Genomic DNA, 14,934 nt, shown 5'->3' on the forward strand with positions numbered 1-14,934 from the left:
CCACCGCCGCCCGCTCCGGCGACCGCCTGCTCGACAGCTGGATCTTCGCCCGCGCCCAGATCGATAGCGTCTGGTGCGCCGGCGTCAGGCGCGTTACCGCAGGCCTCCACCACGCCCGCCCCGCCATAGAGGCGCGCTACACCCAACTCCTCAAGGCCCTGCTCGATTGACCCCGCTCCACCGCCGCATCCGCCGCGACATCGAAAGCCGCATCATGTCGGGCGAATGGCGCCCCGGCCACCGCATCCCGACCGAAGCGGAATGGATGGACGCCTATGGCTGCTCCCGCATGACGGTGAACAAGGCGCTGCGCGCGCTCGTGCAGTCGGGCCTGCTCGAAAGCCGAAAGCGCGCGGGCACCTTCGTCGCCGCGCCCCGCTTCCACCGTGCCGCGCTGGAAATCCCGGACATCCGCGCCGAAGTGGAAGGGCAGGGCCTCAGCTACCGCCTCGACCTCATCCGTCGCGAGCGCCGCCGGGCAAGCGCGGAAGACAAGGCGCTGCTGCGCGTGCCAGACGGCGATCTGCTCGCTCTGGAATGCCGCCACTTCGTCCAGGATTTGCCCTATGCGACGGAAACCCGCCTCATCAACCTGCGCGCCGTTCCCGAAGCGGCCGAGGTGGATTTCAGCGCCGAACCTCCCGGCTCCTGGCTGCTCGCCCATGTTCCCTGGACGGAGGCGGAACATCGCATCACCGCCCTCAACGCCGGTCCGGAGACGGCGGACGCCCTCGACGTCCCGCAAAACGCCGCCTGCCTGGCGCTGGAACGCTGGACCTGGCGCGGCGGGGAACGCATCACCTACGCCCGCCTGCTCTACCCCGGCGAACGCTACGCCCTCGTTGCCCATTTCAACGCCTGAACCCCGCTTCCGTCATTCCAGCCCCCACGGGGGGCGGCGATCAATCTTCGCCGCGAAACGCCCAGCGCATCGTTCCCGCCAGCGCAAAGGCCCCCGCCCGGACCAGCGGCCGCGCCACGACCGGCATCGAAAAGCCATGCATCCGCCGCGCCCAACCCGGCAGCAGCGCCACCGCGGCCTGCATCATCATCGCCTGCGCCGGCATCAGCCCCAGCGAGGGCGCTGGCTGCCGCAGCACGATCCGCGCCACCTCCCGCGTCCGTTCCGTCGCTGCCAGCTCGCCGCGAAAACGCGCCATCAGCGCCACCGCCTCGGCCCGGCAGTCCGGCACCGGATCGGCCCCCAGGGCCCGCGCCACCAGCGCCGCCTCGGCAAAATAGCGGTCCTGCTCCGCCAGCGGCATGAACGGTTCGCCATAGGCCATCCACGCGTCGAGAAAGCTCGTCGCCTCGCAGACATACACCCAGGCCAGCAGCCGGGGATCGCCCGCCGCATAGGCCGTCCCGTCCGCCAGCGTCCCACGCACATGCTCATGCACCTGTCGCACCCGCGCGATCGCTTCCTCCGCCTCGGCCCGTTCGGCATAGGTGGTGACGGCAATGAACCGCGCCGTCCGCCGCAACCGCCCCAGCATGTCGTCACGGAACCGGCTGTGGTCCCAAATCCCGGCAAGGGCGGCCGGATGCAGCATCTGGAGCAGCAATGCGCCGACCCCGCCGATCATCATGCCGGTGACGTCGCCATGCACCCGCCGGATCACCGACCCCGGCGGATAAAGCGCCCGGTCCGAAGCGACGACCGGCGCCTCTCCCCGGGCGCTGTCATGGAACACGCCCCGCACCTGGCGCACCAGCAACCGCCGCACCAGATGAGAAGGCCGTTCCACCAACACCCAATCCTTCCCATGCCTTCGGCGCAGGAAGGATCTGTCCTACCCGGCCGCCATCTGGGTCATGGACGCATAGTCGGTCTTCCCGGTTCCCAGCAGCGGCAGCGCATCCAGCACGCGGATGTCCCGGGGCAGGGCCAGCTCCGCCACCCCATGCGCTTTCCCCCAGGCCTGCAACGCGGCCGCCTTCGCATCCCGCGCGGTCGTGAACAGCACCAGTTGCTCCCCCTTGCGCGCATCGGGCCGCGTCACCACCGCATGGTCCGCATCCGGCCACACGGCAGAGGCATAGCCCTCCACGGCGGGCAGCGAGACCATCTCGCCGCCGATCTTCGCAAAGCGCTTCGCACGCCCCCGGATCGTCACGAAGCCCTGATCGTCGATGGTCACGATGTCGCCGGTATCGTGCCAGCCCCCTTCCGGCGGTTGCAGCACGCCCGGCGCATCGGCCTTCATATAGCCCGCCATGATGTTCGGCCCCCGGATCGAAAGCCGCCCGCCTTCCTCGATCCCCGGCACATCGTCCAGCCGCGCCTCTATCCCCGGCAACAGCCGCCCGACCGACCCGGCGCGGAAGTGCATCGGCGTGTTGACCGCGATCACCGGCCCCGCCTCGGTCGCGCCATAGCCCTCCAGGATGCGCAGCCCGAACTTCTCGGCATAGATTTTCCGCGTCTCGTCCCGTACCCGCTCCGCGCCCGCGAAGATGTAGCGCAGCGAGTAGAAGTCATAGCCATGCGCCATCCGCGCATAGCCCGAAAGGAAGGTGTCGGTCCCGAACAGGATGGTCGCATTGGCGTCATAGGCGAGCGCCGGCACGATCCGGTAATGCAGCGGGCTGGGATAGAGCAGCGTCTTCACCCCATGGAAGATCGGCAGCAACGTCCCGCCGGTCAGGCCGAAACTATGGAATACCGGCAGGGCGTTCAGCACCACGTCGGCCGAATTGAAGTCGATCCTCGCCGCCAATTGCCGGCAGTTGGACAGAAGGTTGCGATGCGTCAGCACCACGCCCTTGGGCAGCCCCTCCGACCCGCTGGTGAACAGGATCACCGCCGCATCGTCCGGCGAAACCTTGAGCCGCCCATGCGCGCGCGCGGCAAAGCGGCTGGCGATCAACCCGCGCAGCTTCGCCCCGGTTCCAATGCCTGCCGCCACATCCTCCAGCCAGAGGAAGGCGATCCCCTCCGCCTCCAGCCCCGCGACCACATCGCCGAGCTTGCCCTGCTCGACAAAGGCCCGCGCCGTCACCACCGTCCGAATGCCGGCCGCCGTGCACGCCGCCTTCAGGTTAGCCAGCCCGGCGGTGAAGTTCAGCATCGCTGGCACCCGCCCACCCGCCTGCAAGGCAAAGAAGGCCACCGCCACCCCGGCGACATTGGGCAGCAGCACGCCGACCGCCTCGCCCTGCCGCGTCGAACGCGCCATGACCCGCCCCAGCACCAGCGACCCCGTCACCAGCCGCCCATAGCTCAGCGGTTCGCGCTTCACATCCTCGACGATGGCCGACCCGCGCCCATGCACATGGCACGCCTCCAGCAGCGCCTCGAACAATGTCCTGTCCGTGTCGGATGTCGCGAACATCATCTGGCTCATCTCGTCATAGAGCCGCCGCCCCGCGATCGCGCGCCGTGCCCGCGCCGTCATCTCGCCCTCGATGGCGAAGCGGCGTGGCGGCAGGACGGTGAGCGTGATCCTGGGAAAGCGCCGCAGCCGGACCTTGCCCCTGAGCCGCGAGAAGGGCGTGAACTGCGCGCCGTCGATCCGGACCGGAATGATCGGCGCGTCGGCCTTGTCCGCGACCATGCCGGGGCCGTCGAACACCTTCATCAAAGCGCCGGTGACGGTGATCCGCCCCTCCGGAAAGATCACCAGCGTCCGCCCCTCGCGCACCGCCTTCACCATCGCCTTGGCCGACAGCGGATTGGTGGGATCGACCGGAAAGGCGTCGAACAGCGACAGGAACGGTTTTACCCACCACGCCCTGGCAATCCGCGTATGCACCGCGAAGGTGGGCTTCCCCGGCAGGAAGGCCGCCAGCAGCAGGCCGTCCAGGAAGGACACATGGTTGACCACGACGACCGCCGGTTCGCCCACGCCGGGCATATTCCCGGCGCCCAGCACCTCCACCCGATAGCAGAGCCGCAACATCCCGCGCACGATCGCCTTGATCACCGTCTCCGGCAGCAGCCAGCAACTGATCAGCGCCACCGCCAGCGTGGCGAAGCCCATCACCCCGATCACGCCGGGCACGCTCTCGCCCCGCGCCAGCATCGCCGTCACCGCCGTGACGACCGCCACCGTGACCGCCGCGTTGACGATGTTGTTGGCCGCAATGGTGCGCGACCGTTCCTCGCGCGGGCTGTGCGTCTGGAGGATCGCGTAGAGCGGCACGATGAACATGCCGCCTGAAAAGGCGATGCCGAACAGATCGACCATGATCCGCCAGCTTCCCGGCGACCCGACGAATTCGGCTATGCCAGCGCCCGAATGCATCGGCGCATAGGAACCGGTCGACAGCCACAGGTCGATCATGAACCCGGCCAGCGCCAGCGCGGATACCGGCACGAAGCGCGCTGAAACCTGCCCGCCCAGCAGCCGGTTGACCAGCATCGACCCCAGCGCCACGCTGACCGAGAAGATCAGCAGGAAGAAGGTCGCGACCTCCTGCTTCGCCTTCAGCACCCCGCTCACCAGCGGCGCGAACTCCGCCAGCAATACCGCGCCCACGGCGAAGAACCAGCTTATCCCCAGGATCGACAGCCACACGCCGCGCCCATGCCGCGCCGCCTTCAATATATGCCAGGTGCTCCTGAAGATGTTCCGCTCGATCCGAAGGCCCGGCACCACGGTCGGCGCGGCCGGCACCGCCAGGCTGGCCAGGAAGCCAAGCGTCGCCAGCCCCACCGCCACCAGTCCCGCTTCCCAGGGCGGGATCACCCCGGCCAGCAACTGCCCGCTCAATATCGCAAGGAAGGTGCCCGCCTCGATCAGGCCGGTGCCGCCCATGATCTCGTCGGCACGCAGATGCTGCGGCAGGATGGAAAATTTGACCGGCCCGAAGATGGTCGAATGCAGCCCCATCAGGAACAGGCAGGACAGCAGAACCGGCACCGATTCCAGCCAGAATCCGGTGACGGCGAGGGCCATGATGACGATCTCCGCCGCCTTCACCGCCCGCACCAGTTTCGCCTTGTCCCAGGCGTCGGCCAATTGCCCGGCCAGCGCGGAAAAGAGGAAATAGGGCAGGATGAACAGGCCCGTGGCGATGGTCGCCAGCATCTCCGCCTTGTCGGGCTCGGCCCGATAGAGGCTGAAATTGGCGAGGAACAGCAGCGCGAACTTCAACAGATTGTCGTTGAACGCGCCCAGGAACTGCACCACGAACAAGGGCGCAAAACGGCGTTTACCCAGCAAAGACAGATCAGGTGCGGACATTTTCTTACCCCCGTCCTTCACGCATTATGCAGCAATAGTCGCGGAGTTGTTAACCGGCTCCCGCAACAGGCGATTATAGAGCCATCCGATGCCGATGAGGCTGAAGCCCAGGGCAAGGAAGGATGCGATCCGCAGCAGCCCGGTCAGCCCGGACGCATCGAACAGGAACACCTTGGCCACGGCGAACAGCATCAGCAGCAGCGAAGCGATGCGCCAGTCCCTGGCGTTTGCGGCCTGCGCCTGCCCGCGGATGCCCCAGAGCAGGAAGCCGATGGCGAGCGCCAATGCGAGCACCGAACGGAGAATATCCTCCACCTGGCCTACTCCGCGCACGGTCAGCAGCGATCCGACGAAAAGCTGCCGCAGCAGCGCCACGCCGAACAGCGCGATCAAGGCCATCCGCACGCCATCCGCCATCCGCCGTGACCAGCCATCCGCCACCTTCAGCGCCACGAAGGCAAGGGCCAGCACCACCGGCAGCAGATTGAGGAGGGGCCAACGCCCCACCGCCTGCGGAAACCAGAGCGGATTATGCAGCACCACCGAATAAACCAGCAAATGCCCCAATCCCGCCGCGATGAGGCATGTCCCGACCGCGCGCTCCACATTCTCCCCGGCTTTCCGCAACGGATGGAATCGGGCCAGCGCGATCCGGCCCCGCAACGCAACGAAACCCAGGCCCATCAGCACAGCCTCCCAAAGCGTGCGCTCCGCCAGGGCGAGGCGCGTCACCTCCGCCAGGCTCCCCAAAGCGAAAAGCTGCTTGAATGCGACATGCGCCGCCACTCCGCCAAGCACCGCCGCGACACAGCAGCCGATCCGCCGCCCGACCGCATCCACGGCGGAACCGCCCCGCCACAGGGCAAGGCCCAGCGCCATCGCCGGCAAGGCGATCCGCCGCGCCACCTCGCCTATTCCGGGCAAGTCCCGCACCAGCACGGGTTCACCCACCAGCGACAGCAAAACCCGGCCCAGCCAGATTCCCAGGGGCCAGGCCGCCCATAGCGCCACCAGCGCCAAGGCCACCCCCAGGGCGGGCGCCATTCGCCCGACGGCCAGCCGCCGCGCTCCTTCCGCCAGCATGGCCAGCCCCAGCGCGAGTCCCACCGGCACCCAGAGCGCCGGCACCGTCTGCGCCACGGCCCCATAGGCGAGCAGCACCGCCACGCCCTGCGCGACCATCCGCCCCTCGGCAAAGCGCGCCCGCCAGGCGAACAGCGCCGCCATTGCCGCTCCCGCAGCCCAACGCATCACGCCCTGCCAGCCCGGCTCATCCGCCGCCTCTCCCCACAGCCGGACGACATCGTCCGATCCGGCCAGAACCACCAGCGCGCCGAAGGCGAAGCCCCAGCCGCTCCATTCGACCCGCCGGTCCTCCGCCAGCGCCGCCAACCTCAGCAGCGCGGCTGCAACCGCAGCGATCACCATGGCCAGACTCCACTCCGGCAGCCCCAGCCCGCCGGCCACCACCAGCAGCAGCGCCGCGGCGCTCGCCAGCGTCACGAAGCGCGCATCCTCCCGCCGCGTCCCGCATCGCCAGCCCATCGCCATGGCCGCGCCCGGCAATCCGGCGGCGGCCAGCGCCAGCAGGGCGAATTCCCCGTCCAGCCCGACCCGCCAGCATTGCCCCAACGCGACGGCAAATCCACCCAGCGCCAGTCCTGCGATCTGTCCCGCCTCGACCAAAGCGCCGCGCCAGACCCGCAGCAGGGCCGCGCCGCCATAAATCGCCACCATGCCCAGCATCACCAGGGCGAAGCGACCCATTTCCGGCTGCGGCCACACCGCCGCGAGCAGCAGCGCGACACCGGCGCCGATCGCCGCCAGCGGCCGCAAGGCCGCGTCCCGCCCCAGCCACACCAGCATGAGCGACAGCAGCCCGAACAATCCCCATTGCAGCAGGCCGAAGCCGCCCGTCGCCACCAGCGCCGCCATCTGGCCCGCCGCCACCACGGCCGCGCCCATGCGCAGCAGCGCGGCCCGCGTTCCGGAAAAGGCCAGGACCGGCAATGCCATCCCCAGCATCAGCACCAGCAACCCCACCGACAGCGACGATGCCCAATCCAGCGCGCCCATCGCCAGCATGACGACGCCCCAGCCGGCCCCGCCGACCAGCGCGCTCACCCCCAGCCACATCCAGCGCTGGGTGCGCGACAGCACGCATAGCCCACCGACCGCCAGCGCGAGATAACAGCTTAGTAGGGGCACATTGGGCTGCCCCGCCTCGACCAGGGCGGGCGCCGCCAGACCGCCGACCAGCCCCAGCAGCGCACTCGGCGCGCCAAAGCGCAGCGACAGCGCCATGGCCAGCCCCGTCACGCCCGCAAGCCCCGCAAAGGCAGTGCCCGGCCCGACCAGCCCATACAGCATGTGCGCCGCCAGGATCGCGGCATAGAGCGTCGCCAACCCCGCACCCGCCAGCGCCTGCCGCACCCGCGCGTCACGGACCCGATCCTCCAGCCGCAACGCCGCCTCGGCCCCGCCGATCAGCGCTCCGCCGAACAGCAGTCCCAGAACCACTCGCACCAGCGGCGCGAGCAGCCCTGCATCGATCGAATATTTGACCAGCAGCACGCCAGCCACGGCGAGCGTCACCCCGCCCGCCCAGATCGGAAGGCGGCGGCCGAACAGGTCCTCGAAGCTGAAGGAGGGGCGGGCCGGGCGCTCGGCTGCCATATCGATGCCTTCCCCCTTTTCCCCGTCATCCGGGGAAAAGGGGGCATCGATCTCCCGAACCTCATCCGAAGCGGACCGCGCAGGAGAGTGAGTCCCGCCTTCGCTGGATCGACGGTCGATCACGACCGCAGGTATGGGGTATGGCGGAGCGGTGTCTATGGCAACCCGCCGCTCCACGACGCTTGCGGGCGCCGCCGTCTTCACCCCGGCATCGTCATCTCCATCCCCGTCGGCGCGCCGGTAGCGAGCGGGGAAGGGCGCGTCTCCAATCCCCCCTTCCAGCAGCGCCAACCTATGCTCGGCCGCCTTCAACCGCCCGCGCATGTCGAACAGCATCACTCCGAAAACCAGCAGAACCAGCGTCACAAGCATGAGTCGAACCCCTGCAAACCCAGCCAATGGAGTCTCAGCTACCCAAAAATTACACACTGTTCAATAAAATAATTCGACAGCGTTCAATTGATCTTCTATCCGCTTGTCCATGGGCAGACGATCCGACCATAGCCGCGAACAACTGGAGGCGCTCATCCTGGAGGAAGGCCATCGCCACATGGCCGAGTCCGGTTTCGCCAAATTCTCCTCGCGGGAGGTGGCGAAGCGCATCGGCTATTCGGTGGGCACGCTCTACAATGTCTTCGGCAGCTATGACCGGCTGATCGTCGCCATCAACACACGTACCTTCGACCTCTGGGCCGCCTTTCTGGAACAGCGCCTCGCCAGCCGGCCGCAGGACAGGATCGCCGCGCTGGTGGAGGGCTATTTCCGCTTCGCATCGGAAAACACGAACATCTGGATGGCGATCTACGACCATCGCCTGCCGCCTGGCGTGCCCATGCCGGATGATTATGCCCGGCAGCGCGCCGGCCTTACGGAGGTCGTCGTGCGCGAAGTCGCGGCTGTCCTGCCGCCGGATGCGAAGGACGTGGCACCGCGCCTTGCCCGCTCGCTGGTGGCGACGGTGCATGGCCATTGCACCTTCGCGCTCAACGGCAGCTTCGCCCTTTTGGGCGAGACGGCCCCTCTCGAAATGGCCACCGCGCGGGTCAAGGAAAGCTTGAGGGCGGCAGGGGCGAAGCTTTAACATAGGCAGCAGGCACGGCAGGCGGGGCAAGCCGGAGGTAAAGGGGACATATCATGGCAAACTGGTTCGACAGTCTGGAACGCGACCTGCAATCGCCCCTTGCCGTGCGGCGCCTCGGCAGCGGTTGGTTCTCCGGCTTCTTCGCGCTGTTGCTCAGCATCACCGGGCTCTGTCTGGTCATGGCGCTACGCTGGCCCGACTGGTTTTCGACGCCCGAACTGGCGGCGCTGCATGCATGGGGCGGGCTGCGTCCCATGGTCCATGCGCTGCTGATCGGCGGCTATGCCCTGGCATTGCTCAGCCTGCTTTTGCGTACACGCAAAGCGATCGGCGTCACCGCGCTCATCGTCGCGCTGCTCGCCACCCTGCTGGGCGGAGCGGAAGTCCAGCCGCGTGAGACCCATGATTGGGGCGTGTTCTTCGGCGTCGATTTCTTCGCCGTCAACATGGTCGCCACCGGCCTGATGTTCGCCCCCATCGAGCGCCTCTTCCCACATAGGGCGCAGCAGCGCCTGTTCCGACAGGAATGGCGGGAGGACCTGTTCTATTATCTGATCAGCTCGATGATGGTGCAGCTCATCACTTTCCTCGCGCTGGCGCCGTCCAGCTTCATCAACGCCAACACCGCCGGCCTCGCAGGCATCCGCGCCATGATCGCTGGCCAGCCCTGGCCGCTCCAGTTCCTGGAAGTGGTGCTGCTGACCGATTTCGTCCAATATTGGTTCCATCGCGCCTTCCACCGCATCCCCTTCCTTTGGGGTTTCCATGCCGTGCACCATTCGGCCAGGTCCATGGATTGGCTCGCCGGCGCGCGCATGCATTTCTTCGAGATCATCGCCCTGCGCGGCGTGACATCACTGCCGCTGCTCACCTTCGGCTTTTCGCCATCGGTGATGCAGGCCTATATCGGCTTCGTCTACATCTACTCCTCGCTGCTCCACGCCAATCTGCGCGGCGACTTCAACCGCCTCGGCCGCATCGTCGCGACGCCGCGCTTCCACCACTGGCATCATGCGATAGAGGAGGTCGCGGTCGACAAGAATTTCGCGATCCACTTCCCTTTGCTGGACCGCCTGTTCGGCACCCACCATCTGCCCGACAGCGCATGGCCGACCGGCTATGGCGTGCCCGAACAGGTGCCCCAGGGCTATCGCGCGCAATTCCTCTATCCCTTCCGCCGAAAGCGCGACGCGGCCGCGTGAATCTGCTATGGTCTTCCGGCTGTCAGGGGAGTCGGACCATGGTCTACTGGATGCTCAAGGGCCGCGAATTCGCCAACTGCAACTGTGAATATGGCTGCAACTGCCAGTTCGGCGGCCTGCCCGACAAGGGGCATTGCCAGGCCGCCTTCGGCTTCGCCATCGATGAGGGGCGCCACGGCAGTACCGACCTGTCGGGCCTCAATATCGCCGCGGTCTTCCGCTGGCCCGGCCCGATCCATGAAGGGCAGGGGGAATGTGCCGCCTTCGTCGACGAACGGGCGACGGAAGCGCAGCGCAATGCCCTGCTGACGATCATGACCGGCGGCGACACCGCTCCGATGGCGACGGTCTTCGCCGTCTTCGCTTCCACCATCGCCACCATGCATGAACCCAGCTTCGTTCCTGTCGATTTTGAGGTCGACGTGGAAGGACGCAAGGGCCGCCTGCGCATCCCGGGCCATCTGGAAATGGACGGCGAACCGATCCGCAGCCCGGTGGACGGATCGGAAATCCGCGCCCAGATCCACTTGCCCGACGGCTTCGAATATGAAGTGGCGGAGGTCGGCTCCGGCGCCAGCCGCTCGATTGCGCCGATGCGGCTCGACCATGCGGCGAGCTACGGCCAGTTCGCCTATCTCCACCTCGACAGCCACGGCGTCGTCAGGGGCTGACGGTGCCGGCATTTAGCGCGGTGCTCGCCCGGCACCGCTTGATTTCGCTTGTCGCGCTTGCGGTGCTGATCCTTGTGGCCTGGGGCTGGCTGCTTTCGGGCGCGGGCATGGGCATGGCGCCGACCGCCTCCCTGCTTCCGGCCGGCTTGGCGGAAGACCCGATGCTGGCGATGATGATGCCCGGCGACATGCCATGGACCGCCGCGCAGTTCGTCGTGACGTTCGCCATGTGGTGGGTGATGATGATCGCGATGATGCTCCCCTCCGCCGCGCCGATGGTCCTCCTCTACGCTCGCGCCGCACCCGCCTCCACGCGCCCCGCGACGGAGAGCTTCACCCTGGGCTATCTGCTGGTCTGGGGCTTTTTCTCCCTGACAGCCACGCTGGCGCAGTGGCGCTTGGCCACAATGGCGATGCTGTCCCCCATGGCGATGGCGACATCCAGCCGCCCGTTGGCGGCCGCGCTCCTGATCGGGGCGGGGGCCTATCAGATCAGCCCATGGAAGGACGCCTGCCTGCGCCAGTGCCGCAATCCCGCGCAATTCCTCAGCCGCCACTATCGGCCGGGATGGACCGGCGCTTTCCGCATGGGGATGATCCACGGCGCCTGGTGCGTCGGCTGCTGCTGGATGCTGATGACGCTGTTGTTCGTGGGCGGGACCATGAACCTGGCCTGGATCGCTTTGCTGACGCTGCTGGTGGCGTTGGAGAAGCTGCTGCCTTGGGGCCGCATGGTCTCCGTGGCGGCGGGCATGGGCTGTATCCTGCTGGCATGGGCGATATTGACGGGCTGACGGTTTTCGGCCGGGGCCATGCCGGGCGCCAGCCCGATCTACGCCTCGTCCTTCTCCGCTCCCGCATGGAAGGCGATCCTCAGCGCTTCGGCCAGGCTTTTCACCTCCAGCTTCTGCATCAGGTTGGCGCGGTGGATTTCCACCGTGCGCGGGCTGATCCCCAGGTCATAGGCGATGGTCTTGTTGGGCAGCCCTTCCACCAGCCCGTCCAGCACCTCGCGCTCCCGCTCCGTCAGGATGTTGAGCCGCGCCCGCGCATCGTCCGCCCGCGCGCTCGCGCCACGGTCGGCCACGGCCACCCGCCGCGCGGCATCGACGCAGCCCAGCAACGCTGCCTTCTCGAACGGTTTTTCGATGAAGTCGCTCGCGCCCGCCTTCATCGCCGTCACCGCCATGTCGATGTCGCCATGGCCCGTCATGATCACCACGGGCAGCATGATGCCCCGCGCCCGCAGCTCGCGCTGCACCGCCAGCCCGTCCATGTCGGGCATCCGCACGTCCAGCAGCACGCAGCCCGGCTCCAGGTCGGCAGCCTCCTTCAGAAAGGGCAGGCCGCCGTCGAACAGCTTCACCGCGAAACCGCTCGTCTTCAGCATGAAGGACAATGACCGCCGGATCGCCTCGTCATCGTCCACGACATAGATGGGGAATGGCTCGCTCATGCTATGGTCCTTCTTGTTGGCCGCATTTTGCAAGCCCGTCAGCCGTGCCGGCCGACTTCAAAATGCTCTAGTCCGCTGCGTCCAGGGTGAAGTGGAAGGCCGTGCCGCCCCATTGCGACGGTCCGGCCCAGATGCGCCCGCCATGACCCTCGACGATGGTCTGGCTGATCGACAGGCCGACGCCCATGCCGGATGGCTTGGTGGTGGTGAACGGGGTGAAGAGGGTGCGTGACATCTCCGGCGCGAGCCCCGGCCCGCTGTCCGCAACGATCACCTCGACCCTGCCGTTTTCGCCGGGGATGGCGGACAGGCGCAGGATGCGCGCCGGGCTGCCGGCCATCGCCTCCACGGCGTTCTTGGTGAGGTTGATGATGACCTGCTGCAACTGCACCCGGTTGACCAGCACCTTGTCGACGCGCGGATCGACGCTGATGTCCATATCGAGGCCCCGGCTGTCGACGCCGATGAAGGCCAGCGCCGCCCCCTCCGCCAGCAACAGGCGCAGGGGTTCGGGTTGCCGCATCGTCTCGCCGCGCTTGATGAACTCGCGCAGGGACCGGATGATCTCCCCCGCGCGCAGCGCCTGGGCCGCGCTTTCCGCCATCGCCTCGCGCAGCAGATCGCGGTCCACCGGACCCTCGGCGTCGAGCATGTCGCGCCCCGCCTCCAGATAATTGGCGATGGCGGTCAACGGCTGGTTGAGTTCATGCGCAAGGGCCGACGCCAGCGTGCCCATCGCCGTCACGCGGCCCGCATGGGCCAGTTCCGCCTGCAGGTCCGCCACGCGCCGCTCGGCCTGCTGGCTCTCGGTCAGGTCGCGGATGAAGCCGGTGAACAGCCGCCGCCCCTCGTCCTGCACCTCGCCCACAGACAGTTCGATGGGAAAGGTCGACCCGTCCCGCCGCCGCGCGCTGGTCAGGCGGCCGATGCCGATGATCCGCTTTTCGCCCGTGGACAGATAATGGCCGATATAGCCGTCATGCCTCTCCCGGTCGGGGGAGGGCATCAGCATCGAGATATTCTCGCCCAGCACATCGCTTTCGGCATATTGGAACATGCGCTGGGCCGCCGCGCTGAAGGACACGATCTGCCCGTGCATGTCGATGACGATCAGCGCGTCCGGCACGGTCGCCAGGATCGAGCCGAGCAGCGCCTGTTCCAGGCTGTGCTCGCGCTGCGTCAAGCCTTCCGTCTCATCGTCCGCTACCGCCATGCTCCCACCATGCCGTGGCTTCAGTGCGCCAGCAAGAGCGGAACATGTATCTCGCGCAACATGGCGCGGGTGACGCCGCCGAACACCATTTCCCTGAGCCGGCTATGGCCGAAGGCGCCCATCACCACCCAGTCCGGCTTCAGCGTGCCGACCGCAGCCTTCAGTGCCGCTTCGACGGTCCGGCCATCCTGCGGCCAGCTATGGAACTGGCATTTGATGCCATGGCGGGCCAGATATTCGGGCGCGTCGGTCGCGGGGAAGGGATATTTGCCCGCTTCCTCGACCGTCACGACATGCACCTCCTCCGCCAGCTTCAGCAGCGGCACGGACAGGCGCAGCGCGGCGGAGGCTTCCTGCGAGCCCTCCCACGCCACGACGGCGCGGCCCGTCACCGGAAAGGACTTCGCCTCCTGCGGCACGGCGATCACGGGAACCCGCCCGGCCAGCGCCAGATCGGCGGCCAGATGCAGCGGGTCGGCGAATTCCCGGCGCGGCCCGGACGGCAGCGTGACGATCATGCCGTCGGTCAGCGTCGCGGCGGACAGCAGGCCATGGACGACATCGCCCTCCACATGGCGCCAGTCCCAGCTCACGTCCTCGCGGCGCAGCCGATCCTCGGTGCGCATTCGCGCCTTTTCATCGATGTCGTAAAGCTCCGCCATCATCGCGGGGGCCATGGACGCGCCGCCATACATGTCGGCCGCCACGAAATCCGGCATGGCGGTCACCTGCACGCAATGGATATGCGCGCCCGATGCGCGGGCGAGATCGCAGGCCGCCTGCAAGCGGCTTTCCGCGCCATGATCTTCATGAATGTGCAGCAGGACCGATTTCATCGTCTGTCTCCCGGCAAGCGTCTCTTCACCCTCTGGCTAGGACTGCCCCGGCGCGGTCGCCATCAGGAATAATCCTTATATCTCTTTCCGCCGCGGAATCCGATTGCAATGGTCATGAGTTGGACGACCATACGCCTTGAACTTGCCCGGACGCCGGCCTTTCCCAACGGATCGGCAGCGCGAAGCTATGTCCTGCGCCTGCCGCTCGGCAGCGGCGGCGTGATCGACGAAAGGGAATATCGCATCCATCCCGAACTGGCGACGGCGCGGCGGTTCTGGCCCAATGAGCCGGACCGGCACGGTACGCTGCTGCACACCCGGCATGGCTGGGCGCTGTCCTATGAGCCGGGGGAGGCGGATGACGAGAAAATCTATCGGCTGGACGCGCATGCCATCCATCCGGGCGCCTATCTGACCCTGACCGACCCGGACGGGGAATGCCTGCCCTTCGTGGTGAAGGGGCTCAGCCCGGCCTGATCGCAGGCGCGCCGGACCGCCGCTTTGGGTCCTGAGCCTAGGCCCGTTCCCATTGCGTCTGCGCGCGGCCATCCTCAAATGCGCACCCAACCGCAACAGCTTCCTCCAAAAACATCCTATTTCTCCAACAGGG

Annotated in this window: 12 protein-coding genes; 6 read left to right on the top strand and 6 right to left on the bottom strand. The window is 67.4% G+C overall.

What is annotated here, in order from left to right; translation table 11 throughout:
- Positions 1-166: 166 nt before the first annotated feature.
- A complete protein-coding gene (hutC, locus tag K7W03_RS15580; protein WP_025548458.1) occupies positions 167-862 on the top strand; it encodes a histidine utilization repressor in 696 nt (231 codons plus the stop codon).
- A 40-nt stretch (positions 863-902) separates the two neighbouring features.
- On the opposite strand, the gene K7W03_RS15585 is transcribed toward hutC, so the two are convergent.
- From K7W03_RS15585 to K7W03_RS15595, 3 genes are read right to left on the bottom strand one after another with little or no spacing between them, the layout of a single operon-like run.
- Positions 903-1,748 carry an oxygenase MpaB family protein gene (locus K7W03_RS15585; RefSeq protein ID WP_103000792.1) on the bottom strand — a complete coding sequence of 282 codons (846 nt, stop codon included), beginning with the start codon at positions 1,746-1,748 and terminating at the stop codon, positions 903-905.
- Between the two features lie 45 nt (positions 1,749-1,793).
- Positions 1,794-5,189, bottom strand: a complete 3,396-nt coding sequence (locus K7W03_RS15590) for an acyl-[ACP]--phospholipid O-acyltransferase (protein ID WP_025548460.1) — start codon at positions 5,187-5,189, stop codon at positions 1,794-1,796.
- A gap of 24 nt (positions 5,190-5,213) precedes the next feature.
- Entirely contained in the window at positions 5,214-8,237 is a 3,024-nt protein-coding gene (locus K7W03_RS15595; RefSeq protein ID WP_137708682.1) for a DUF2339 domain-containing protein, read from the bottom strand.
- Positions 8,238-8,346: 109 nt separating this feature from the next.
- Here K7W03_RS15595 and K7W03_RS15600 point away from each other — a divergent pair, with 109 nt between their 5' ends.
- From K7W03_RS15600 to K7W03_RS15615, 4 genes are read left to right on the top strand one after another with little or no spacing between them, the layout of a single operon-like run.
- Positions 8,347-8,946 carry a TetR/AcrR family transcriptional regulator gene (locus tag K7W03_RS15600; RefSeq protein ID WP_025548462.1) on the top strand — a complete coding sequence of 200 codons (600 nt, stop codon included), beginning with the start codon at positions 8,347-8,349 and terminating at the stop codon, positions 8,944-8,946.
- 53 nt (positions 8,947-8,999) lie between these two features.
- Positions 9,000-10,148, top strand: a complete 1,149-nt coding sequence (locus K7W03_RS15605; RefSeq protein WP_025548463.1) for a sterol desaturase family protein — start codon at positions 9,000-9,002, stop codon at positions 10,146-10,148.
- A gap of 38 nt (positions 10,149-10,186) precedes the next feature.
- Positions 10,187-10,819, top strand: a complete 633-nt coding sequence (locus K7W03_RS15610) for a DUF1326 domain-containing protein (protein ID WP_025548464.1) — start codon at positions 10,187-10,189, stop codon at positions 10,817-10,819.
- 2 nt (positions 10,820-10,821) lie between these two features.
- Entirely contained in the window at positions 10,822-11,613 is a 792-nt protein-coding gene (locus K7W03_RS15615) for a DUF2182 domain-containing protein (protein WP_025548466.1), read from the top strand.
- A 38-nt stretch (positions 11,614-11,651) separates the two neighbouring features.
- Here K7W03_RS15615 and fixJ read toward each other — a convergent pair whose 3' ends face one another.
- The 3 genes from fixJ to K7W03_RS15630 all read right to left on the bottom strand — a co-directional run bounded on the left by fixJ (position 11,652) and on the right by K7W03_RS15630 (position 14,324).
- Positions 11,652-12,275, bottom strand: coding sequence for a response regulator FixJ (fixJ, locus tag K7W03_RS15620; RefSeq protein ID WP_025548467.1), 624 nt, complete (start codon positions 12,273-12,275; stop codon positions 11,652-11,654).
- 67 nt (positions 12,276-12,342) lie between these two features.
- Positions 12,343-13,488, bottom strand: coding sequence for a sensor histidine kinase (locus tag K7W03_RS15625; RefSeq protein WP_025548469.1), 1,146 nt, complete (start codon positions 13,486-13,488; stop codon positions 12,343-12,345).
- Positions 13,489-13,508: 20 nt separating this feature from the next.
- Positions 13,509-14,324: a universal stress protein gene (locus K7W03_RS15630; protein ID WP_025548471.1), complete on the bottom strand. Its 816-nt coding sequence runs from the start codon at positions 14,322-14,324 to the stop codon at positions 13,509-13,511.
- A 114-nt stretch (positions 14,325-14,438) separates the two neighbouring features.
- On the opposite strand from K7W03_RS15630, the gene K7W03_RS15635 reads away from it, so the two are divergent.
- Entirely contained in the window at positions 14,439-14,801 is a 363-nt protein-coding gene (locus K7W03_RS15635; protein WP_025548473.1) for a hypothetical protein, read from the top strand.
- The last annotated feature ends 133 nt before the right edge of the window (positions 14,802-14,934 follow it).

The organism is Sphingobium sp. PNB (assembly GCF_019873065.1).
GTDB classification, from domain to species: Bacteria; Pseudomonadota; Alphaproteobacteria; order Sphingomonadales; family Sphingomonadaceae; genus Sphingobium; species Sphingobium fuliginis.